The 22,616-nt window shown below is 70.1% G+C and carries 21 protein-coding genes; 12 read left to right on the top strand and 9 right to left on the bottom strand.

Going from position 1 to position 22,616, the window contains the following annotated elements:
- Positions 1 to 88: 88 nt before the first annotated feature.
- The 6 genes from OC490_RS06320 to OC490_RS06295 all read left to right on the top strand — a co-directional run bounded on the left by OC490_RS06320 (position 89) and on the right by OC490_RS06295 (position 6,707).
- Positions 89 to 2,533, top strand: a complete 2,445-nt coding sequence (locus tag OC490_RS06320) for a SpoIIE family protein phosphatase (protein ID WP_262056816.1) — start codon at positions 89 to 91, stop codon at positions 2,531 to 2,533.
- A gap of 81 nt (positions 2,534 to 2,614) precedes the next feature.
- Complete coding sequence (locus tag OC490_RS06315) at positions 2,615 to 2,899, top strand: hypothetical protein (RefSeq protein ID WP_262056815.1); 285 nt, start codon at positions 2,615 to 2,617, stop codon at positions 2,897 to 2,899.
- A gap of 91 nt (positions 2,900 to 2,990) precedes the next feature.
- Complete coding sequence (locus OC490_RS06310) at positions 2,991 to 4,058, top strand: glucose-1-phosphate thymidylyltransferase (RefSeq protein ID WP_262056814.1); 1,068 nt, start codon at positions 2,991 to 2,993, stop codon at positions 4,056 to 4,058.
- Positions 4,055 to 5,026, top strand: coding sequence for a dTDP-glucose 4,6-dehydratase (rfbB, locus tag OC490_RS06305; protein WP_262056813.1), 972 nt, complete (start codon positions 4,055 to 4,057; stop codon positions 5,024 to 5,026). Before OC490_RS06310 ends, rfbB begins: the two co-directional genes overlap by 4 nt.
- A complete protein-coding gene (rfbD, locus tag OC490_RS06300; protein WP_201050242.1) occupies positions 5,026 to 5,907 on the top strand; it encodes a dTDP-4-dehydrorhamnose reductase in 882 nt (293 codons plus the stop codon). The genes rfbB and rfbD overlap by 1 nt, the downstream gene beginning before the upstream one ends.
- Positions 5,904 to 6,707 carry a class I SAM-dependent methyltransferase gene (locus tag OC490_RS06295; protein ID WP_262056812.1) on the top strand — a complete coding sequence of 268 codons (804 nt, stop codon included), beginning with the start codon at positions 5,904 to 5,906 and terminating at the stop codon, positions 6,705 to 6,707. Before rfbD ends, OC490_RS06295 begins: the two co-directional genes overlap by 4 nt.
- Here the strand turns inward: OC490_RS06295 and rfbC are convergent.
- From rfbC to OC490_RS06280, 3 genes are all read right to left on the bottom strand, one after another.
- Entirely contained in the window at positions 6,697 to 7,305 is a 609-nt protein-coding gene (gene rfbC, locus OC490_RS06290; RefSeq protein WP_262056811.1) for a dTDP-4-dehydrorhamnose 3,5-epimerase, read from the bottom strand. The two genes, OC490_RS06295 and rfbC, sit on opposite strands and share 11 nt — an antisense overlap.
- 52 nt (positions 7,306 to 7,357) lie before the next feature.
- Complete coding sequence (locus OC490_RS06285) at positions 7,358 to 9,337, bottom strand: glycosyltransferase family 2 protein (protein WP_262056810.1); 1,980 nt, start codon at positions 9,335 to 9,337, stop codon at positions 7,358 to 7,360.
- A gap of 173 nt (positions 9,338 to 9,510) precedes the next feature.
- Complete coding sequence (locus tag OC490_RS06280; protein ID WP_262056809.1) at positions 9,511 to 9,972, bottom strand: MarR family winged helix-turn-helix transcriptional regulator; 462 nt, start codon at positions 9,970 to 9,972, stop codon at positions 9,511 to 9,513.
- Between the two features lie 129 nt (positions 9,973 to 10,101).
- On the opposite strand from OC490_RS06280, the gene OC490_RS06275 reads away from it, so the two are divergent.
- Together OC490_RS06275 and OC490_RS06270 are read left to right on the top strand one after the other, a co-directional pair.
- Positions 10,102 to 10,917 (top strand): SAM-dependent methyltransferase, encoded by an 816-nt coding sequence (locus OC490_RS06275; protein ID WP_262056808.1) that lies wholly within the window; start codon positions 10,102 to 10,104, stop codon positions 10,915 to 10,917.
- Positions 10,918 to 10,943: 26 nt separating this feature from the next.
- A complete protein-coding gene (locus OC490_RS06270) occupies positions 10,944 to 11,444 on the top strand; it encodes a metallophosphoesterase family protein (RefSeq protein WP_262056807.1) in 501 nt (166 codons plus the stop codon).
- 8 nt (positions 11,445 to 11,452) lie between these two features.
- Here OC490_RS06270 and OC490_RS06265 read toward each other — a convergent pair whose 3' ends face one another.
- Positions 11,453 to 12,559, bottom strand: coding sequence for an XdhC family protein (locus tag OC490_RS06265; RefSeq protein ID WP_262056806.1), 1,107 nt, complete (start codon positions 12,557 to 12,559; stop codon positions 11,453 to 11,455).
- Positions 12,560 to 12,764: 205 nt separating this feature from the next.
- On the opposite strand from OC490_RS06265, the gene OC490_RS06260 reads away from it, so the two are divergent.
- Positions 12,765 to 14,621, top strand: a complete 1,857-nt coding sequence (locus OC490_RS06260; protein ID WP_262056805.1) for a cellulase family glycosylhydrolase — start codon at positions 12,765 to 12,767, stop codon at positions 14,619 to 14,621.
- A 50-nt stretch (positions 14,622 to 14,671) separates the two neighbouring features.
- Here OC490_RS06260 and OC490_RS06255 read toward each other — a convergent pair whose 3' ends face one another.
- Positions 14,672 to 15,919, bottom strand: a complete 1,248-nt coding sequence (locus tag OC490_RS06255) for a YncE family protein (RefSeq protein WP_262056804.1) — start codon at positions 15,917 to 15,919, stop codon at positions 14,672 to 14,674.
- A 164-nt stretch (positions 15,920 to 16,083) separates the two neighbouring features.
- On the opposite strand from OC490_RS06255, the gene OC490_RS06250 reads away from it, so the two are divergent.
- Positions 16,084 to 16,749 (top strand): TetR/AcrR family transcriptional regulator, encoded by a 666-nt coding sequence (locus tag OC490_RS06250; RefSeq protein ID WP_262056803.1) that lies wholly within the window; start codon positions 16,084 to 16,086, stop codon positions 16,747 to 16,749.
- Here OC490_RS06250 and OC490_RS06245 read toward each other — a convergent pair.
- A complete protein-coding gene (locus OC490_RS06245; RefSeq protein ID WP_262056802.1) occupies positions 16,746 to 17,720 on the bottom strand; it encodes a helix-turn-helix transcriptional regulator in 975 nt (324 codons plus the stop codon). The two genes, OC490_RS06250 and OC490_RS06245, sit on opposite strands and share 4 nt — an antisense overlap.
- Before the next feature lie 107 nt (positions 17,721 to 17,827).
- Between OC490_RS06245 and OC490_RS06240 the strand changes: the two genes are divergently transcribed.
- A complete protein-coding gene (locus OC490_RS06240) occupies positions 17,828 to 18,226 on the top strand; it encodes a VOC family protein (protein ID WP_262056801.1) in 399 nt (132 codons plus the stop codon).
- Here the strand turns inward: OC490_RS06240 and OC490_RS06235 are convergent.
- Positions 18,223 to 19,449 (bottom strand): glycosyltransferase, encoded by a 1,227-nt coding sequence (locus OC490_RS06235; protein ID WP_262057181.1) that lies wholly within the window; start codon positions 19,447 to 19,449, stop codon positions 18,223 to 18,225. The genes OC490_RS06240 and OC490_RS06235 overlap by 4 nt on opposite strands.
- 181 nt (positions 19,450 to 19,630) lie before the next feature.
- On the opposite strand from OC490_RS06235, the gene OC490_RS06230 reads away from it, so the two are divergent.
- Positions 19,631 to 21,589: a ricin-type beta-trefoil lectin domain protein gene (locus tag OC490_RS06230; protein WP_262056800.1), complete on the top strand. Its 1,959-nt coding sequence runs from the start codon at positions 19,631 to 19,633 to the stop codon at positions 21,587 to 21,589.
- 49 nt (positions 21,590 to 21,638) lie between these two features.
- Here the strand turns inward: OC490_RS06230 and OC490_RS06225 are convergent, their stop codons facing one another.
- Positions 21,639 to 21,980, bottom strand: coding sequence for a hypothetical protein (locus tag OC490_RS06225; RefSeq protein ID WP_410098580.1), 342 nt, complete (start codon positions 21,978 to 21,980; stop codon positions 21,639 to 21,641).
- Between the two features lie 5 nt (positions 21,981 to 21,985).
- On the bottom strand, positions 21,986 to 22,616 hold a 631-nt coding region (locus tag OC490_RS06220), incomplete at its 5' end, for a cbb3-type cytochrome c oxidase subunit I (protein WP_262056798.1).

The raw sequence follows: 22,616 nt of genomic DNA, 5'->3' as shown, positions 1-22,616 counted from the left end.
CAGGACACTGAGGGCCATCCGGCCCCTCATCTCCACGGAACGGTCACAGGGGCTGCGCGGCAGCCGCATAAGCGCTGTAATTGCGGACGTGGTCAGTGAGGGTGCTGAGGGACGCAGAGCGAGAACGCTGCGGGCCGAACTTGCCCTCAAAACGCTCACCACCGATCTCGACTCCCGCGAACGGCTGCGCCGGGTCCTCGAACAGGCTCTCGTCTTCGCCGGTGCCACCTTCGCCGGGGTGTACACACCCGGTGCCGACGCCGACCTGCTCTGCCTGGTCGAGTCGGTCGGTGTGCCACGGACCCTGTACGGGCTGCGGGACGGCTATCCGGCGTCCGGGGGCGCACCCGTCGCCGAGGCGCGCCGGGCCGGACACCCGGTGTGGCTCGGCCCCGAGGAACTGGCCGCCGGCTGCGACTCGCGCCGGCTGCCGACCGGGGAGTTCCATCTGGCGGCCCTGCCCGTGCGCGGGGACGGGGGCGGCGGCTGTCTGCTCGCGGTGAGCGAGCACCCGGCCGGGTTCGACACCGAGGACCGCGCCTGCCTCACGCTGATCGCCGAGGCGGTCGCGATCCCGGTCCCGGACGAGGCCGTGGCGGGCGAGGAACTTCCCGCGGACTCCTTCGACCTGGCCATGGACACCGGACGCGTCGAGGTCGGCGGCGACATCCTGACGCTGTTCGGACTCGGCCCGGGCGACTTCGACGGCAAGGTCGAGACCCTCCTCGGACTGACCGTGCCGGAGGACCTGCCCTCGCTGATGTCTGTCGTCGAGGCCGACCACATGGCCATCGGCGACCGCGAGCTGGAGTTCCGGGTCCTGCAGCCCTCGGGCCCGCCGAAGTGGCTGCGGCTGCGCGGCCGGCTCCTGCCCGGCGGCGACGGCCGCCCGGCCCGTCTCGTCGGCACCGTCGGCGACGCCTCCCAGCTGCGCTCCGGCGTCAACGACGTGGCCCGCGTCCAGCGCCTCGCCGCCGCGCTCGCCATGGCCGGCACGGTCCGTGACGTCAGCCAGGCCGTGGTCGCCGCCCTGCGCAAACCGCTGCGCGCCGACCGCATCGCGCTCGCCGAGCTGGAGGGCGACCGGCTCGTCGTCACCGTCCTCGACCCGCCCGAACCGGAGTCCTGGCCCGAACTGTGGCGCCAGGAGTGGCGCAGCGAATGGCCCGACGCGCCCGTCCGTACGATGCCCACCCTCGCCGCCGCCCTGCGCGAGGGCCGCGCCGCGATCTGGCCCGCCGGCACCGACCTGGAACCCGCCCTCGCCGAGGTCGGACCGGGCGGCCTCGCCGTGCTGCCGCTGTCCGCCGGCGGCCGGGTGTCCGGGGCCTGTCTGATCGGCTGGGACGACCCGCACGTCTTCGGCCCCGACGAACGCGCCCTCCTCACCGCCTCCGCGGGACTCGCCGGCCAGGCCCTGATGCGCGCCCACGCCTTCGACGCCGAACACGAACTCGTCGGCATGCTCCAACGCCAGCTGCTGCCGCGCCGGCTGCCGAAACTGCCCGGCGGGGTCGCCGTCGCCCGCTATCTGCCGACCACGGCCGGTCTGGAGGTCGGCGGCGACTGGTACGACGTGATCCCGCTGCCCGACAACCACGTGGCCCTCGTCATCGGCGACGTCCAGGGCCACAACGCGGGCGCCGCCACCCTCATGAGCCAGATGCGCACCGCCCTGCGCGCCTACGCCGTCGAGGGACACCCCCCCGACGTCGTCGTCTCCCACGCCAACCGCCTCCTCATCGACCTGGAGACGGACCTCTTCGCCACCTGCTGCTACGTCGACGTCAACCTGGAGGAGGGCTCCGCCTGGTACGTCCGGGCCGGCCATCTGCCGCCCGTCCTGCGTCACCCGGACGGCAGCACCGAGATCCCCGAAGTGGACGGCGGCCCACCACTCGGCGTGGTCACCCAGGCCGACTTCCCGATGAGCCCGCTGCGGCTCCAGCCCGGCACCGTCATCGCCCTCACCACCGACGGCCTCGTGGAGTCCAAGGAGGCCGACATCGACGAGGGCCTCGACCGGCTCGCCCACGGCCTCGCCGTCTCCGACCCCGCCCACCTCGGCCTGGTCGCCGACGCCCTGCTCGGCAACGCCCGCCGCGACGACGACGTGGCCCTGCTCCTGATGCGCTACGACGGCCTCGCCACCCGGCCCCGGCGTGAGAACTGGACGGTGTGGCGCGTCCCCGAGGCGGCCCGGCACGCCCGCCGCTTCACCAAGCGCACCCTGCGCGTCTGGGGCGTCACCGAGGAGGTCGACACCATCCTCCTCGTCGTCTCGGAGCTGGTCACCAACGCGCTCGTGCACACCGACGGCCCGGTCCGCCTCGACCTCACCCTCGTCAACCAACGGTTCCGCGTCGCCGTCGCCGATTCCTCGCCGCGCACCCCGGTCAAACCGACGAGCATCGGCTGGGAGGCCACCGGAGGCCGCGGGATCCTCCTCGTCGAGGCCATGTCGGTGGCCTGGGGCACGGTGCCGGTGAGCGGTGGCAAACAGGTGTGGGCCGAGATCGCGCTCGACGGGTAGACGGCCGCACGGGTGCCCGTCGGGGCGCGCAACGGCAGGTCGGAGCGGCTGCGGGCGCTCCCCGTGATGGGGTGCCTGCTTGTGGCACACACCTTCGAAGAACTGGTCGAGAAGCAGCGCGCGGCCGACCAGGCGCGCGGCAGGGTCAAGGAGATGCGGGACGCCCTCGGAGCCCCCGCCCACGAACCCTGGACCGAGGCCCAGACCGAGACCTACGAGACCGCCTGGCGGGCCTGGCGCGATCTGAGCCGTGACGCGCAGACCGCGGTGGGCGAGTACGCGAAGGACGAGGGGCTCGACCGGGCCGGGGTCGTCGCGGACGTGGAGCGGGCGGCGGGCGATTTGCCCGATCCGCCGGTCGATTAGACACCTCCCGTCCCACCTATCGTTGGATGGTCGTAATAAACGAACATAGGGAGGAACGATGCACGTCCAAAGATGACGCTAAGGTGAAGCGATGAAGGCTCTCGTTCTCTCCGGCGGCACTGGATCCCGCCTGAGGCCGATCACACACACATCGGCAAAACAGCTCGTCCCGGTGGCCAACAAGGCCGTCCTTTTCTACGGGCTCGAATCACTCGCCGACGCGGGCATCACCGAGGTCGGCATCATCGTCGGTGACACCGCGGCGGAGATCGAGGAGGCGGTGGGTGACGGGTCGAAGTTCGGCCTGCAGATCACCTACATCCCGCAGGACCGTCCCCTCGGACTGGCCCACGCCGTACTGATCGCGCGCGAGTACCTCGGCGACGACGACTTCGTGATGTACCTCGGTGACAACTTCATCGTCGGCGGCATCACCGGCCTCGTCGAAGGCTTCCAGGCCAACAAGCCCGACGCGCAGATCCTCCTCACCCACGTGCCCGACCCGCGCTCCTTCGGCGTCGCCGAACTCAGCGAGTCCGGCCAGGTCATCGGCCTGGAGGAGAAGCCGGAGCACCCCAAGAGCGACCTCGCTCTGGTCGGTGTCTACCTCTTCACGCCCGCCATCCACGACGCTGTGCGCGCCATCAAGCCGTCCTGGCGCGGCGAGTTGGAGATCACCCACGCCATCCAGCAGCTGATCGACGACGGCGCCGACGTGCGCTCCTCGGTCATCCACGGCTACTGGAAGGACACGGGCAACGTCGTCGACATGCTCGAGGTCAACCGGACCGTCCTGGAGAGCATGGACCGCCGCATCGACGGCGAGGTGGACGACGCGTCCGAGACCATCGGCCGCGTGGTGATCGAAGAGGGCGCGCGCATCGAGCGCTCGCGCATCGTCGGACCCGTCATCATCGGTTCCGGAACCGTGGTGAGCGACTCCTACGTCGGCCCCTTCACCTCGGTCGCGGAGAACTGCAAGATCACCGACAGTGAGCTGGAGTTCTCCATAGTGCTGCAGGACTCGTCCATCGCCGGGGTGGGCCGGATCGAGTCCTCGCTCATCGGCAAGCACGTCGAAGTGACCCCCGCTCCGGGGGTACCCAGCGCCCACCGCCTCGTTCTCGGAGACCACAGCAAGGTGCAGATCCGTTCATGAATCTCCTCGTCACCGGCGCCGCCGGCTTCATCGGTTCCACGTACGTCCGCACGCTCCTCGCCTCGGACGCGGCCGACGCGCCCCGCATCACGGTGCTGGACAAGCTCACGTACGCCGGCACGCTCGACAACCTTGAAATAGGCCACCCGCGCCTGGAGTTCGTCCAGGGCGACATCTGCGACGCCGAACTGGTCGACAAGCTGATGGCCGAGGCGGACCAGGTGGTCCACTTCGCCGCCGAGTCGCACGTGGACCGCTCGATCAACGGCGCCGCCGACTTCGTCCGCACCAACGTGGTGGGCACCCAGGTCCTGCTGGACGCCGCCCTGCGCTACCGCACCCCGTTCGTGCACATCTCCACCGACGAGGTCTACGGCTCCATCGAGACCGGCTCGTGGCCCGAGACCCACCCGCTGGCGCCCAACTCGCCGTACTCCGCGTCGAAGGCCTCCTCCGACCTGCTCGCCCTGGCCTACCACCGCACCCACGGCCTGGACGTGCGCGTCACCCGCTGCTCGAACAACTACGGGCCGCACCAGTTCCCCGAGAAGGTCATCCCGCTGTTCGTCAGCAACCTCCTCGACGGCAAGAAGGTCCCCCTCTACGGCGAGGGCCTCAACGTCCGCGACTGGCTGCACGTCGAGGACCACTGCCAGGGCATCGAGCTCGTGCGCACCAAGGGCCGGGCCGGCGAGGTCTACAACATCGGCGGCGGCACCGAGCTCAGCAACAAGGAGCTCACCGGTCTCCTCCTTGAGGCCTGCGGCGCCGACTGGGACCGGGTCGAGCGCGTCGAGGACCGCAAGGGCCACGACCTGCGCTACTCCGTCGACTGGTCCAAGATCCACGACGAGCTCGGCTACCAGCCGCAGCACGACTTCGCGAGCGGCCTGGCCGACACCGTCGCCTGGTACCGCGACAACCGCGCCTGGTGGGAGCCCCTCAAGGCAAGGGTGGAGCGCGCCTGATGAAGTGGCTGGTCACCGGTGCCGGCGGGATGCTCGGCCATGACGTCCTGGACGAACTCGCCCGGCGCGGTGAGCAGTTCGTCGGTCTCGACCGCGCCGCCCTGGACATCACCGACCCCGCGTCGGTGGACCGGGCGTTCGCGGAACACCACCCCGACGTGGTGGTGAACTGCGCGGCGTACACCGCCGTCGACGACGCCGAGACCGACGAGGAGCGGGCCCTTCGCATCAACGGCGAGGGGCCCCGGCTCCTCGCCCGCGCCTGCGCCGCCTCGGGCGCGCGGCTGGTGCACGTCTCCACCGACTACGTCTTCGACGGCGAGGCCCGCAGCACGCCGTACCCGGAGAACCACCCCACCGCACCCCGCACCGCCTACGGCCGCACCAAACTCGCGGGCGAGCAGGCCGTGTTGGAGGAACTGCCAGGTGGGAGCGCGGTCGTCCGCACGGCTTGGCTGTACGGAGCCTGTGGGGGTAACTTCGTCCGCACGATGATCGAGCTGGAAGCACGTCGCGACACTCTCGACGTCGTCGACGACCAGCACGGACAGCCGACCTGGAGCGCCGACGTCGCCGTACGGATCGCTGATCTCGGCGCCCGTATCGGACAGGTCGAGGGCGCGCACGGGGTGTTCCACGCGACCAGCTCCGGCGAGACCAGCTGGCACGGTCTCGCGCAGGAGGTGTTCCGGCTCATCGACGCCGACCCGGAGCGCGTCCGCCCCACCACGAGCGCGGCCTTCGTCCGTCCCGCGCCCCGCCCCGCGTACAGCGCCCTCGGGCACGAGCGGTGGCGGGAAGTCGGTCTGGAACCGCCAAGGGACTGGCGGTCCGCCCTGCACGAAGCACTTCCTCACATCCGCAAGGAGATTTCTTCGTGAAACGCCATGAGTTCCTGCGGGGACTCCACAAGTCAACCGCGAACCGCAACTACCTGGAGATCGGCGTCAACGACGGCCGCAGCCTGACGCTCTCCCGGGTGCCCAGCGTCGCGATCGATCCCGCGTTCAAGGTGGTCACGGAGATCCGCTGTGACGTCCACCTGGCCAAGGCGACCAGTGACGACTTCTTCGCCCGGGACAACCCGCTGGTGCACCTGCGCGGCGGCCGTCACCCGCTGCGTCAACTGGCCCGTAACCGGAGCCCGTTGGGCTGGTGGAAGACCGTCACGCTGGACCTGTCGTTCATCGACGGCATGCACCTCTTCGAGTACGCGCTGCGCGACTTCATCAACGTGGAGAAGCACTCGGACTGGGCCAGCGTCATCGTCTTCGACGACATGCTGCCGCGCAGCATCGACGAGGCGGCCCGGGACCGGCACACCGACGCCTGGACCGGCGACGTGTACAAGCTGGTCGAGATCCTCGCCCGTTACCGTCCCGACCTGGTGACGGTCCTGGTCGACACCCAGCCCACGGGTCAGCTCGTGGTCTTCGGCGCCGACCCGAACAGCACCGTCCTCACGGACAAGTACGACGAGATCATCGCGGAGTTCGAGGTCCCGGACCCGCAGAAGGTGCCCGAGGCGATCCTGGAGCGCACCACCGCGGTGCAGCCCGAGGCGCTGCTGGGCGCCGGCTTCTGGGGCCCCCTCGCCAAAGCCCGTGACCGCGGGACCAAGCGGTCCCGCGGCTGGGAGCCCCTGCGCCGCTCGGTGGAGCAGCTCAGCGTCAGTCGCTGACCTGTCCACCGCGCAGTCGCTCGTAGTAGGCGGAGCAGTCCGCGTAGGACGGAAGAAGTCCTGACTGCTCCGCCTCTGCCAATGTGGGCGCCTCGGCGTCCTTCTCCGACAGCACCGGCTCGAAGCCCTCGGGCCAGGCGATGCCGAGCGCCGGGTCGAGCGGATTGATCCCGTGCTCACGCCCGGGCGCGTAGCCCGTCGAGCACAGGTACACCACCGTCGCGTCGTCGGTCAGGGCCATGAACGCGTGCCCCAGCCCCTCCGCCAGGAACACGGCGTGCTTGCTGTCGTCGTCCAGCCGGACGGCCTCCCACTGACCGAACGTGGGAGAGCCGACGCGGATGTCCACGATCACGTCGAGGACGGCGCCGCGCACGCACTTGACGTACTTGGCCTGGCTCGGCGGCACGTCGGAGAAGTGCACTCCGCGCACCACACCGCGCCGCGAGACCGAGCAGTTGGCCTGGGACAGAGCCAGGTCGTATCCGGTGGCCTCGCGGAACTCCTCACCGCGGTACCACTCGTGGAAACTGCCCCGGTCGTCAGGGAAGACCTTGGGTTCCAGGACCCAGGCGCCTTCGATTCCCAGTGCTCGCACGTTCTTCCGTCCTCCATGACTTGCTCGGGTACTGCGATGTGCTCGGGTACCGCTACTTGTTCAGGGCGCGCTTCAGCTTGCGTGCCACCCGGCGGGCCAGCCCGGGCTTGGGTTTGGCGGCCACCGGCTTCGGCGCGGGCTTGGGCTCGGCGGGCTTGGGCTCGGCGGGCTTGGGCTTCGGCGTGGCCTCCACCCGGATACCGCCGGCGTCACCGGCCAGCCGCACCGGCAGGGCCAGGAAGCGCTGCCCGGTGGCGGCCGGGGTCAGGCACACCGACGCGTTCCACGCCAGGTCCTTCAGCTCGGCGGCGGGCACCTCGGCCGCCAGCCGTGCACCGGAGGACTCGGGGGAGACCACACCGGGCACGTCCAGGGTCGTGCCGGACGACTTGTGGGTCAGACGCAGCAGTACGTCGGTGGCTGCGGGGACGTAGAAGGGGAGCAGTACGCCGACGCGGGCCCCGGTGACCGTGAAGTCCTCGGGCTTGAGGTCGGCGAGGCCGAGGCGCTTGCTCGCCTTGTCGACGTCCAGCGAGAAGTTGCCGTGCGGCTCGGTGTAGTACGGGAGCAGCACCTGACCGGCGACGACACCGGCGTGCCCGGCGTTCTCGCCGTGCTGCGGGACCGGGCCGAGGCGGCACTCCTTGTTCCAGGAGCCGATGACGACCCGGACGTAGGTGTCCCAGAGGCCGCCGGCCAGCGGGGCGCCGCCGGCCGCGGTGGCGGGGTCGACGGTGGCCGTGGCGTGCAGCACCAGGCGGACGCCGTCGCCGTCGGCGACCGTCTCGTGCGAGATCTGCACGGGCTGGAAGTGCGAGGCGGCGCTGGTGCGTTCGCGCACGACGAGGTCGGCCGTCGCCTTCTTGAAGACATGGGTGGCGTCGGCCGTGAGCATGGCGGTCGCCTCGGCGAGGTTCTTCGGCTCCGGGTGCTTGGGGGCCGGGGCGCCCTTGGCCTCGAAGATCGCCGGCTTGCCGTCGACAACGAACTCGGCCCGGTAGTGGACCAGCAGCTTGCCGTCCCGCCACTCGATCTCGCCCGGGACCGCCGTCGGCTTGAGGGCGGCCTCCCACTCGGCGAGCTCGACGAGGTCGTCGTAGCGGTCGGCGGCGGCGAGGGCGGCGACGACCCGCAGCCGCGGGCCGAGACCGGCCGCGACACCGGGGCCGAAGCGCTCGATCATGACACCGCGGATCTCCTTGAGGAGTTCACGGCGGTACTCGTCGGGGGCCTTCAGGAGCCGGCCGCCGCCGAGACGCTCCATCATCTCGACGCGCAGCCAGCGGCGGAAGATCTTGTCGCGGGCCGGACCGGGCTCGGTGTACTTCTCGACGACGTCGAGGGCCTCGCGCAGGTTCTTGAAGTAGCCGACGGGGTCGAAGCGCTGGAAGCCGGCGTTCGAGGCGTCCTCGCGCTTGATGTGGTAGTAGCAGACGTAGTCGCTGAGCACGGCGACGTTGTCCGCGGCGAGGTAGGCCTCCGTCACGAAGACGTGGTCCTCCAGGCGGCGACGCCCCTCGGGGAACCGCAGGTTGATGCGGTCGAGGAACGCGCGGCGGAGCATCTTGTGCGGGGTGAGGCTGTCCATCAGCGGCGCGGTCTCGACCGACGCGTGCGGATAGTTCTTGCGGAACAGCTCCACCGGCACCGCGCGGCCCTTGCCGGCCATCTTGCCGACGATGACATCGGCGCCGTTGGCCACGCCGTACTCGTACATCCGCTCCAGGGCCTCGTCACCGAGGTAGTCGTCGTTGTCGACGAACATGACGAATTCGCCCTTGGAAGCGGCGATCCCGACGTTGCGGGGCTTGCCGGACCAGCCCGACGCCTCCTGGTGGATCACGTGCATGTGGGGGTGCTCGGCGGCGATCTCGTCGAGCCGCGCGGGTGTGCCGTCCGTCGAGCCGTCGTCGACGAAGATCGCCTCGTACTCGTCGTTAGGCAGCGACTGCCTGAGGAGAGAGGAGATGCAATCCTCGATATAGGGCCCTGGGTTGTACACAGGGACGACGACACTGACCTTGACCGACATCCGGCTTCTAGCCCCCTTGTTTGCGCTGACCGTCCACCGTTGCGGAACGGCGCGAGTGGGGTGATGCTAACCCGGTCTGTCTCGATGCCGCCCATTGGGCTGTTGTTGGGCAACGGTTAACCCGCCGTGTGCCCTCGCCGGTGTGCTCCGCGGTATCCGGGTGAGCTTCGCCGTCACTGGTCCGACAGCCGTCCCAGCAAAGTCAGCGCGTCGATGATCGTCCGCCGTTCCCGCTCGGTGTAGCGGTCCTCGAAGGCGCGCGCGAGCCACTCCTCACGGACCTGCCGGTTGTCCTCGACGCGCGCGCGGCCCCCTTCGGTGAGGGTGACCAGTTGTCTGCGGCCGTCCTCGGGGTCGGGGCCGCGCCGGATCAGCCCGTGCCGGTCGAGGGCGGCGAGGGTGGCGGCCATCGACTGCGGCCTGACCCCCTCGGCGGACGCCAGCGCGCTGGCCGTGGCCGCGCCGTGCTTGCCGACCAGGGTGAGTGCCGACTCCTGCGAGGGGGTCAGGTCCTCGTCCGTCGCGACCTCACGGATCCGGCGCCGCAGCCGGCTGAACACCACCCGCAGATCCCGCGCGGAGCGGGCGGCGGAGTCCGAGATGCCGGCCGGTGTCCGGGAGCGCTGCTGGTCCATGTGCGGCACCGTAGAACCGGCAGTGGAAACTGTCCAGTCGGAACTGAACAGTCCGGCCTGGAGATCTCCTCGTGTGCACTACTCTGTGCGCCGGCAGAGGTACCGAGGGCGCGCGGGGAGCGGATCGCGATGAACGAGCACTCAGCAGGCGGAACGGCCCCGATCGACTCGTCCGTGGCACATCCCGCCCGCGTCTACAACGCCTGGCTCGGCGGCAAGGACAACTACCCCGTCGACCAGGAGGCCGCCGAACTGGCCGCCGCGGCCAACCCGGAGATCGTCCCCGCGGTCCGCGCCAACCGGGCCTTCCTCGGCCGGGCCGTCCGCGAGCTGAGCGGCAAGGCGGGCATCCGCCAGTTCCTCGACATCGGCACCGGCATACCGGCCGCGGACAACACCCACGAGGTGGCCCAGCGCGTCGACCCCGAGGCCCGCGTCGTCTACGTCGACAACGACCCGATCGTCCTGGCACACGCGCGTGCCCTGCTCGTCAGCAGCCGGGAAGGCGCGACGGACTACCTGGAGTCGGACCTGCGCGACGTGGACCGCATCCTCGCCGCCGCGGCCGAGACCCTCGACCTCTCCCGGCCGGTGGGGCTGATGCTGGTGGCGGTCCTCCAGTACGTCCCCGACCGCGACGACCCCCACGCCGTCACCCGGCGCCTCCTGGACGCGCTCGCCCCCGGCAGCCACCTCGTCCTCTCCCACCCGGCGGCCGACATCGGCGCCGAGGAGGTCGCCGAATCGATGCGCGTCTACAACGAACGCGCCGCCCAACACGCGGGAGCCACCCCGCGCACCCACGCGGACGTCACCCGCTTCTTCGACGGCACGGAGATCCTCGACCCCGGTGTCGTCCAACTCCCCGTCTGGCGCCCCGACCCCGAGGACACCCCGGCGACCGGCCCGCTGCCGATGTGGTGCGGAGTGGGCGTCAAGCCGTGACAGCACCATGGGCCTCGGCTCGGCCCGTGCGTCTGCTCCTGATGTCCGACACCCATCTCCCCAAGCGCGCCAAGGAACTCCCCGCGCAACTTCTCGCCGAACTCCCGCGCGCCGACGTCGTGTTCCACGCCGGCGACTGGGTCGACACCGCCACCCTCGACCTCCTGGAGAGCCGCAGTCGCAGGCTCGTCGGCGTGTACGGCAACAACGACGGCCCCGAACTGCGCGCCCGGCTCCCCGAGGTGGCGTACGCCGAACTCGGTGGCCTGCGCTTCGGCGCCGTGCACGAGACGGGCCCCGCCCAGGGCCGTGAGGCGCGCTGCGCGGCCCGCTTCCCGGACCTGGACGTGCTGGTCTTCGGACACAGCCACATCCCCTGGGACACCACGGCCCCGACCGGTCTACGGCTGCTCAACCCGGGCTCCCCGACCGACCGGCGCCGCCGGCCGCACTGCACTTACCTCACGGCGACGGTCACCGACGGCACTCTGACGGATCTCGTACTGCACCGGCTGCCGCCGAGGTGACCCACCGTTCACCGGGACTGCGCCCGGTGGATCGCCCCCGCCACCCCCGTCAACGGCATCCCCGTGCCGCTCCACCGCAGCGCGACGATCTCGGCGGCCACGGAGACGGCCACCTCCTCCGGAGTGCGGGCGCCGAGGTCCAGGCCGATCGGTGAGCGCAGCCGGGCCAACTCGCCCTCGCCGAGGTCGGATTCGAGCAGCCGCCGCATACGGTCGTCATGGGTACGGCGGCTGCCCATCGCCCCGATGTACGCGGCCGGCCGGCGCAGCGCCTCCTCCAGCAGCGGGACGTCGAACTTCGGGTCGTGGGTCAGGACGCAGATCACCGTCCGCTCGTCGGTGTCCGTGCCGGCCAGATACCGGTGCGGCCAGTCCACGACCACCTCGACGCCGGCCGGGAAGCGCTTCGGTGTCGCGAACACCGGGCGGGCGTCGCACACCGTGACCCGGTAGCCGAGGAAGTCACCGATCCGGGCGACCGCAGCCGCGTAGTCGATGGCGCCGAAGACCAGCATCCGGGGCGGCGGCGCGAAGGAGTGCAGGAACACGGTGACGGAGTCCTCGCGTCGCTCGCCGCGCGGTCCGTAGTGCCGCAACCCGGTTGCCCCGAGGGCGAGTTCGCCGCGCGCGTCGGCGGTGACGGCCACATCGAGACCGGTCGTGCCGAGGGTGCCGCCCACCGTGTCCGGCCAGACGGCGAGGGTGGCGCCGCGCGGTGCCGGGCCGTCGATCACGGTCGCCACGGTCACCGGTTCGCGGGCGGCGACCGACCGGGCGACCGCCCCGAACGTGGGATCGGCCTCCGGCGTGACGGGCCGTACCAGCACGGTGATCTCGCCGCCGCAGGTGAGCCCGACCGCGAACGCGTCCTCGTCGCTGTACCCGAAGGTCTCCAGGCGCGACTCGCCGCTCGCCACCACTTCCCGCGCCAGCTCGAAGACCGCCCCCTCCACACAGCCCCCGGACACACTGCCCACGACCTCGTCGTCCGGGCCCACGGCCATGGCCGCCCCGGGGTCACGCGGTGTGCTGCGACTGACCCCGACGACGGTGGCCAGGCCGAACGGTTCCCGCGCCGCGTACCAGCGACCGAGCTCCGGGAGGATCTCCCGCACGACATGCTCCTCTCACCGCCGTAGTCCCGCTACGGACGTTAGTCCGTCGGCGTCGCCCCCGCCGCTCCGCTGAACCGGAAGGAGTACCTGCTGAACGTGGTGCGCCGGGTCGGCTGGGAATGTTTCAAAAGGGCTTGCAGCGTGGGAACTTACTCGTGAGTCAGAAGTGTTGACAGTGTCCGGAAACAACCGGACTGTAGTGGACATGACGAATGTCCGGGCGCGTTTGATCGTTGTCCTGGTTGTCCTCTGCGGATTCCTGTCGGTGCTGGGTGCCGGGCCAGCCACCGCTGCCACCCCAACCGACTCCCTCTGGTTCGACGGCTCAGCGCTGACCGTTCAGAACGGCAGCTTCGTCGACAGCTACGGCCGCCAGGTCGTGCTGCGCGGCTACAACGTCTCCGGCGAGACCAAGCTGGCGGAGAACGACGGTCTCCCCTTCGCCTCGGTCGCCGACGCGAAGAAGTCCGCGACCGCGCTGCGCGCCCTCGGCGGCGGCAACTCGGTCCGCTTCCTGCTCTCCTGGGCCTACGCCGAACCCGTCCGAGGCCAGGTCGACACCACGTACCTGGCCGCCGCCACCGCACAGATGCAGGCGTTCCTGGACGCCGGCATCCGCGTCTACCCCGACTTCCACCAGGACCTCTACTCCAAGTACCTGTTCAACAGCGGTAGTTGGTACACCGGCGACGGTGCGCCCAAGTGGGCCGTCGCGCTGGGGAGTTACCCTCAGGAGTCCTGCGGGATCTGTCTCTTCTGGGGCCAGAACATCACCCAGAACTCGGCCGTCACCAAGGCCCAGTACGACTTCTGGCACAACAACTACGGCCTCCAGGACTCCTTCCTCGCCACCGCCCAGTCGACCATGACGTACATCCAACAGCACCTGACCACCGACGAGTTCGCGGGTGTCGTCGGCTTCGACCCGTACAACGAGCCCTTCGCGGGGACCTACGACTCGGGCCAGGCCAGCCGCACTTGGGAGCAGAACCTGCTCTGGCCGTTCTACGTGAAGTTCCGGGCCCGGATGGACGCGGCAGGCTGGAGCGCCAAGCCCGCCCTCGTCGAACCGAACCTCTTCTGGAACTCCAACATCTCCAGCCAGGTCCAGGAGGGCGGACTCCTCGACGCGGGCACGCTCGGCTCGCGCTATGTCTTCAACACCCACTTCTACGACCAGAAGGCGATCTCCGGCATCCTGATGTGGGGGAACGCGGCCGACGGCCAGTACTCGACCGACTTCGGCACCGTTCGTGACCGGGCCACCGCCGCCGGCACCGCCGCCATCGTCAGCGAGTTCGGGCATCCGCTGTCCGGCACGGTCGCGGGCAAGGCGCCGACCGTCCTCAAGGCGATGTACCAGGCCCTCGACTCCCGTCTGCCGGGCTCCACCTGGTGGTCGAACCCGGCCGGCTCCGGCCCCGTCCTGTCCGGCACGCAGTGGCAGTGGGACATCTACAACGGCCGCCACAACGAGCTGATGAACGACAACCCCGACAAGGTGCTCACCTCCGGCGACGCCTGGAACGACGAGGACCTCTCCGCCGTCAACATGACCGACTCCGGCACGGTGACACTCCGTCAGGACGCCCGGCTGCTCGACCGGATCTACCCGAGCGCGACCGCCGGCACCACGGTCGCCTTCACCTACGAGGACCGCTCCCGCGACGGCTCCACGACCCTGACCTGGAACCCGGTCCCCAGCACCCTCCCGAACGTGTCCTCGCTGGTCGGCTCCGGCCAGTACGGCCTGCTGATGTGGCGCTCCAACAGCTCCACGGCCCCGACCGAACTCCACCTCCCGGCGTCCTTCCCGGCCGCGTCCACCACCGTGGTCTCCGACCTGGGAGCCGTCTCGGGTGTCCCGGCGTACACGTCGTCGACCCCGATCGGCTACGCCAACGAACCGGGCGGCACCGGCAGCCACCGCCTGCTGCTCTCGGCCTCCGGCTCGGGAACCCTGCACTACGCTCTGATCACCAACGGCGCGTCGAGCCCCTCCTCGACGCTGCTGAGCGCGGCCAAGTCCGAACTGGCCGCATGGGCGGCATCGCACAGCTGACAAGCGCAACGGCGCCGGTCCCCGAGGGGACCGGCGCCGTTGCCGTTCCCTCAACTCCCGGACGGGCTCGTCCAGTCGGCCTGCACATGGCCCAGCCGTACGCGCTGCGGATGGTCGCCCACCGGAACGGAGAGCACCTTCTGGCCGGTGGCGAAGTCGATCGCCGTCACCTGGTCGGCGCCGGCCTCGGAGATGACGCAGTCCTTGCCGTCACCGCTCACGGTCGCCCAGTACGGCGTGGACGCCGTGACGAGCGGCCCCTCCTGCAGGGTGGCCCGGTCGACGACCGTCGCGTAGTTGTCCATCGTCCCGGCGACGCACAGCTTGGTGCCCTCGGGGTTCATCGAGATGCCGTGATGACGCGAGTCGAGCAGCCAGGTGGTGCGGTCCGTGCTGGTGGCGGGGTTCGCCGGGAGCGTCTTCACGCGGGTGATCTTGTCGGTCGCGACGTCGTACTCCAGGAAGCCGTTGAAGAACGACACCTGGAAGTACAGCTTCGACCAGTCCGGCGTGAAGGCGGCCGGGCGGACCGCGTCGGAGAAGTTCGTGAGGCCGATCGCGTCCAGCCGGTCCCGCATGTCGATGATCTTGACCTGCTTGAACGTGGTGGCGTCGACGACGGTGATGTGCCGGTCGCCCTTGGTCCAGTCCCAGGCCGGATCGTCGAGGGAGGTGGTGACCTCGCCGATCGCCATGTTCCAGATGTACTTGCCGCCGTTGGTGAAGAAGTTCTCGTGCGGCTTGTCGCCGGTGGCGAACTCACCCAGTTCGGCGCCGGTGTTGATGTCCAGCACCTGCACCTTGTTCGCGGTCGAGGCCGAGACCGCGACGCGCGTGCCGTCGGGGGAGACCGCCATGTGGTCGGCGCGGTAACCGGCCACCGGGAAGCGCCAGTTGATGGTGTCGGTGGCCAGATTGATCGACACGACGTCGGCGAAGCTGGGGCGGGAGACGACGAGGGACTTGCCGTCCGGCGTGGAGTACATGTCGTCCACGTACTGGTCGTGTCCCTGTCCGACCTCGTTGTGGATGGACGTGTAGTAGATCCACTTGATCGGATCGGCGTTGATCTCCGCCAGCCGCGCCGCCTTGTCGGGGACGATGTTGATCTCCCCGATCTTCGCGAAGTCGCCTGTGGACTTGATGACGTCCGCGGTGCCGTCCCAGTTGTTGCCGACGAACAGCACCTCGCGCAGAGCGGCGGAGGAGTCGGCTGTGGCGGCCGTCGCCGGAGCGGCTACGGTCAGGACGAGGGCGGCGGCCATGGAGCAAAGGTGCCTGGGTCTGAAGGCAGGCATGACTGCTCTCTTCTGTGAGGTGAGAGGGTGCCGGAGGATGTGAAGAGATCTGAACACGCGCGAATTCAGAATGAACTTACTGAAAAGTAAGGAAGAGCCCTCTTCTCCGCAAGACTGCGGACACGACAAGATTGGCCGATGGCCGACAAGATAGAGGTGTGACAGTGGCGGGCAGGCTCAAGGCGCCGACCGGTCGTTACGGCGGCAAGTCCGCCGAGCAGCGGCAGGCCGAGCGACGCGGACGCTTCCTGGACGCCGCGCTCCAGCTCTTCGGCGACACCCCCGGCTACCGCGGCACGACCGTCGCGGCGCTCAGCGAGGCCGCGGGGCTGTCCACCCGGCAGTTCTACGAGGAGTTCCGCAGCCTGGAGGACGTGCTGGCCGCGCTCCATCTCCAGGTCAACGACTGGGCCGAGAAAGCCGTACTGGCCGCGCTCGATGCCGCCGACGGCCTGCCACTAGCCGAGCGGGCGGCAGCGATCTTCCACGCCTACGCCGCGAACGTCACCGGCGACCCGCGCCGCATCCGCATCACCTTCGTCGAGATCATCGGCGTCAGCCCACGCCTTGAGGAACAGCGGCTGGCCCGCCGCGCCCGCTGGATCAACCTCATCCGCGGCGAGGCGAGGGCCGCGGCCCAGCGCGGGGAGGCGGCGCGGCGCGACTACCGCATCGCCGCGACGGCGTTCATCGGCAGCGTCAACGGCCTGCTCCACGACTGGAGCGCGGGCTGGGTGGACGCCACGCTGGACGAGATCGTCGACGAACTGGTCCGACAACTGCTCGGGATCATGCAGCCGCCGGGCTGGAGCCGTCAGGACCTGTCCTAGGGCGACTCGTCGGTCGCGTACTCGTCCAGGCGACGGGCCAGCGCGCGGACGAGGTCGCGCAGGGCGGCGGGGCGTTCGACGACGAACGGGCGGTCCAGGGCGGCGAGGACGGGCGGAATCCAGTCCAGCCGCTCGGCCCGGATCCGGACACGGACCCAGTCGGTGCCCTCGTCGGGCGTGGTCAGAGTGGCGATCCCGGCCGGGAGATGCCCGCGAACATGTTGCTCACTGCCCCGGATCCGCAGTGACACGTCGTGCCTCCACGGCGTGCGCGCAAGGCTGTCCAGCACCGTGGCCGCCGGGTCGAACTCCGTCGGCACGTCGAACGAGCCGGAGCGCACGCGCAGCGCGGTGACGCGGTCCAGGCGGAAGGTGCGGACCTCGCCGTCGGCCGGATCGGCGCCGGTCAGATACCAGCGTCCGGCATGCGCCACCAGCCCGTACGGCAGGACCGTACGGTCGCTCGCGCGGCCCTTCCGATCGGTGTAGCCGAGCGCCACCGGCCGCCGGTGGAGGGCGGCCTCGGCGAGTTCGAGCAGTACCTCCGTCTCCGGCGCGGTGGCGGCACGCGGTCGCGCGGTGAAGTCGGCGGTGTCGAGCAGGGCGTCGAGCCGTCGGCGCAGGGCGGTGGGCAGGACCCGCAGCAGTTTCGCCGTGGCGCTCTCGCCCGCTGCGGCCGATGCGGTGACGAGCCCCGCCCTCCGCCCGGCCAGCAGTCCGAGCACCACGGCGAGGGCCTCTTCGTCCGTGAGCATCAGCGGCGGCATCCGATAGCCGGGAGCGAGCCGATATCCGCCGTAGCGACCGCGTACCGAGTCGACCGGCACGCCCAGCTCCAGCAGATGGCCGACGTAGCGGCGGACCGTGCGTTCGTCGACACCGAGCCGCGCGGCCAGGTCGGGGACGGTACGGAGGCCGCCGCCCTGGAGGATCTCCAGCAGGGCCAGCACGCGCGTGGTCGAGGTGGTCACCCCTAAAGTCTGCCTCGGATACCGGGCGGAAGCTGTCCGGTATCGGTCCTAGCGTGGGAGACGCCTCTTCATCCGGCACCGCACATGACCTCCGACAGGAAGCCGCCATGAACTTCGTCTCGATCCGTGTCATCACCGACGACGTCGCCCGTCTCGTCGCGTTCTACGAACAGGTCACCGGCGTCACGGCCACCTGGTCGACCCCCGACTTCGCCGAACTCGTCACCCCCGCCTGCACGTTGGCGGTCGCAAGCACCCGCACCGTGGCCCTCTTCGGCACCGGCTCCGCGCAACCCGCCGCCAACCGATCGGTGATCACCGAGTTCCGTGTGGCGGACGTCGACGCCGAGTGCGAGCGCCTGGCACCCCTCGACTGCGAGATCGTGCAGAAACCGACGACGATGCCCTGGGGCAACCGCTCCCTCCTCTTCCGCGACCCCGACGGCAACCTGATCAACTTCTTCACGCCGGTCACCCCCGAGGCCGTGGCACGGCAGCAGCGCTAGGCCAGTGTGTCGAGGGCGGCGAGCACGGGAGCCGCCCCGTCCTCGGCGCGCACCCGGGCGCCGAGGGTCCGCGCCCGCTCGGCGTGGGCCGGGTCACGAGTGGCTTGTACGAGTGCGGCGGACAGGGTGTCGGCGGTGAGCCCGCGCAGCGGTACGGCGCGGGGCGCCACGCCCAGGGCGACCAGGCGGGCGGCCCAGAAACCCTCGTCGAACTGGATCGGTACCGGCACGGCCGGTACTCCGGCGCGCAGCCCGGCCGCGGTCGTGCCCGCACCGCAGTGATGGACCACGGCCGCCATCCGCGGGAACAGCGCCGCATGCGGCACCTCGCCCACGGTCAGGACGTCGTCTCCGGTCGCTTCGAGGCCGCCCCAGCCCCGTTGGATCACCCCGCGCAGCCCGGCCCGGCGCAGCGCGCGCACGATCTCGGCACTCAGCCGCTCCGGATCGGGCACGGTGGCACTGCCGAGCCCCACGAACACCGGAGCGGGCCCGGAGTCGAGGAAGTCCCTTACCTCGGGCGGCAGTTGGGCGCCTCCGTCGTACGGCCACCAGTAGCCGGCCACCGTGAGCCCGGGCCGCCAGTCGGCCGGGCGGGGCACGATCAGCGGGCTGAAGCCGTGCTGGACAGGCCAGTTGCGCTTTTCCCGGGACCGGAGCGCGGTGCCGGGACGGGTGCGGGCCAGGCCCAGGCGGGCTCGCACCTCCGGTACGGCGGTGGCGAAGACGTGCTCCACCGCCCGGTTCACCCCGTGCCCGGCGACCCGGTTGCCGACCGTGCCCCAGGAGCCGCCGCCGAGCACGGGCGGTGCGAACTCCCTTGTGGGCGCGAGGGGTTGGAGGTACACACCCATGCTCGGCAACGACAGCCCCTCGGCGATGGCATGCCCGAGGGGCCCCAGCGAGCTGGACAGCAACAGCACGTCACTCGCCCGCGCGGCCGTCAGCAGATCGTCGGTCATCCGTCCGACCAGCGCCCGCGCCATCGCGACCACCCGCAGCAACTTGCCCCCGCCCGAGGCGCTGCGATGCAGTGAGCGCCCCCGCGAGGACTCCAACTCGGCCCGGGGATCGACGGGAAGCGGATGGAAGCCGACGCCCGACCCCGCCACCAGGGGCGCGAAGCCTCCGTGGGTGACGAGGGTGACCTCGTGACCCGCCCGGGCCAGGGCATGGCCGAGTCCGGTGTACGGGGCCACATCGCCCCGGGATCCCGCTGTCATGATCGCTACGCGCACGCCGGTCAGTATCGCGTCCGGCGGCCGACGAGTGGGGGATTCCCGCGGGGTTTCCAACTGCCCCTCGTGTCACAGCCGTTGACTTCGGCCCCGGGTGGCTCTACTTTCAGCGCGCCGTTTCGTTCGGCTACCCGATCCTGGTTCGAAATATCGGCAAAGGAGCCGCATGTTCCGCACCCCCATCCTGCGCGCCGTCGCGATGGCCGCAGCGGCAGTCACCCTGCTCCTCTTCACCAGACCCGCGCCCGCGGACTTAGGTCGGGCGACCCCCGTCGCCTCGACGACCCGTCAGATCGCCGTGCCCACCGCGCCGATGGGCTGGGCCTCCTGGAACAGCTTCGCCGCGAAGATCGACTACAGCGTCATCAAGCAGCAGGTCGACGCGTTCGTGGCCGCGGGCCTCCCGGCGGCCGGCTACAAGTACATCAACATCGACGAGGGCTGGTGGCAGGGCACCCGCGACAGCGCGGGCAACATCACCGTCGACACCAGCGAGTGGCCCGGCGGGATGAGCGCCATCGCCGACTACATCCACAGCAAGGGCCTCAAGGCCGGCATCTACACGGACGCAGGCGCCAACGGCTGCGGCTACTACTACCCGACGGGCCGCCCCGCCGCCGCCAACACCGGCAGCGAGGGCCACTACGACCAGGACATGCTGCAGTTCTCCCAGTGGGGCTTCGACTTCGTGAAGGTCGACTGGTGCGGCGGCGACGCCGAGGGACTCGACGCGGCGACGGCGTACAAGGCGATCAGCACCTCGGTCGCCAAGGCCACCGCCACCACCGGCCGCGCGCTGACCCTCTCGATCTGCAACTGGGGCTACCAGAACACCTGGAACTGGGCCACGGGCCTCGCCCCCATGTGGCGGACCAGCACGGACATCTACTACTACGGCGGCACGGCGTCCCAGGCGAGCGTGCTCTCCAACTTCGACCAAACCCTGCACCCGGCCGCCCAGCACACCGGCTACCACAACGACCCCGACATGCTCACCGTCGGCATGTCCGGCCTCACGGCGGCTCAGAACCGTACCCACATGGCCCTGTGGGCGATCTCCGGCGCCCCGTTGCTCGCGGGCAACGACCTCACCACGATGACCAGTGAGACCGCCGCGATCCTCAAGAACTCGGACGTAGTCGCCGTCGACCAGGACCCGCGCGGCCTCCAGGGCGTCAAGGTCGCCGAGGACACCACCGGCCTCCAGGTCTACGGCAGGGTCCTCTCCGGCACCGGCAACCGCGCGGTCGTGCTGCTCAACCGCACCTCCTCCGCCCAGAACATCACCGTCCGCTGGTCCGACCTCGGCCTGACCGGCGCCTCCGCCACGGTCCGTGACCTCTGGGCGCAGACGAACCTCGGCTCGTACGCCACGAGTTACACCGCCGGCGTCCCGGCGGGCGGCTCGGTGATGTTGAAGGTGAGCGGCGGCACCGAGGCGGCGAGCACGAACTACACGGCCGCCTCCACCGGCAAGTACACCGGAGTCAGCGCGGCGAGCACCGGTCTGGACGTCGTCGACATCGCTTACACCAACACGGGCTCCACCGCCGTCACCGGCACCCTCCAGGTCAACAGCCAGACCGCGACGACGGTCTCCTTCCCACCGACCGGCTCCAGCCAGGGCACGGTTTCGGTCCAGGTCGACCTGTCGAAGGGCTCCACCAACTCCCTGACTTTCACGGGCAGTTCACTGCCGACCCTGGGAGCGGTCAACGTCCAGCCCATCCCCGGCACGAACGGCAACCTGATCGTCGGCACCGGGTCCGGCCGCTGCGCAGACGTCTACAACAACACCATCACCAACGGCACCCAGGCCGAGATCTGGGACTGCAACGGCGGCCAGAACCAGGCCTGGACGTACACCTCCCGCAAGGAACTCGTGGTGTACGGCAACAAGTGCCTGGACGCCTACAACAACGGCACCACCAACGGCACGAAGGTCGTCATCTGGGACTGCAACGGCCAGAACAACCAGAAGTGGGCCGCCAACTCCGACGGCACCCTCACCAACGTCAACGCGGGCCTGTGCCTGGACGCGTCCGGCGCCGCCACGGCCAACGGGACCCTGCTGATCCTGTACACCTGCGGCACGGCGAGCAATCAGAAGTGGACGCTGACGTAGTCGTGGCGCGTTGTCCCGCCGGTCGTCAGGGCCGGCGGGACGCGTGTGTCTAGATGAGCGCGACGGCGACCAGACCCGTCGCGGCGAACAGAGCACACGCCAACAGGCAACAGGCGAGGGCACGTTGCCGCAGTCGGCGGTACCTGCCCTCGTACTCGTCCCGCAGTTGACGGCTCCGCTCGGCGGTGCGCTGCCACGACAGCCGGGTGAGCGCCAGGTACTCCGCCTCGAACTGCCGTGTCACCTCCTCCCGTTGGCCGTCGGTGAGCCGGTCGAGCCGGGCGGTGAAACGCGCGGCGGCGGCGCGGCCCTCCGTGCAGGTGGCCGCGACCAGCAGGTGGCCCTCGATCTCGTTGAGGAACGTCCCCCGGTCCAGGGAGTGTTCGTCCATGGCGGTCATTGGGACGTCAACTCCCGTTCCAGTGCCGGGACATCGGGGTGGTGGAGGTCGAACGCCGGGGATTCGCTGCGGATGCGGGGGAGCGTGAGGAAGTTGTGCCGCGGTGGCGGGCAGGACGTCGCCCACTCCAGGGAGCGGCCGTAGCCCCACGGGTCGTCCACCTCGATCCTCTCTCCGTACTTCGCGGTCTTCCAGACGTTGTAGAGGAACGGCAGGATCGACATACCGAGCAGGAACGAGAAGATCGTCGACACCGTGTTGAGTGTCGTCAGGCCCTCCACCGCGAGGTAGTCGGGAATCCGGCGCTGCATCCCGTTCACGCCCAGCCAGTGCTGGACCAGGAAGGTGCCGTGGAAGCCGATGAACAGCGTCCAGAAGGTGATCTTGCCGAGGCGCTCGTCGAGCATCTTGCCGGTCATCTTCGGCCACCAGAAGTGGAAGCCGGAGAACATCGCGAAGACCACGGTGCCGAAGACCACGTAGTGGAAGTGGGCGACGACGAAGTAGGAGTCGGAGGTGGAGAAGTCGAGGGGTGGTGACGCGAGCATCACGCCCGTCAGGCCGCCGAACACGAAGGTGATCAGGAAGCCGGTGGCCCAGAGCATCGGGGTCTCGAAGGACAGGGAC

This window comes from Streptomyces sp. STR69, from assembly GCF_024519455.1.
Lineage (GTDB): Bacteria > Actinomycetota > Actinomycetes > Streptomycetales > Streptomycetaceae > Streptomyces.
The sequence above is the reverse complement of the archived record's forward strand: the minus strand, read 5'-3'. Positions and strand labels throughout refer to the sequence as shown.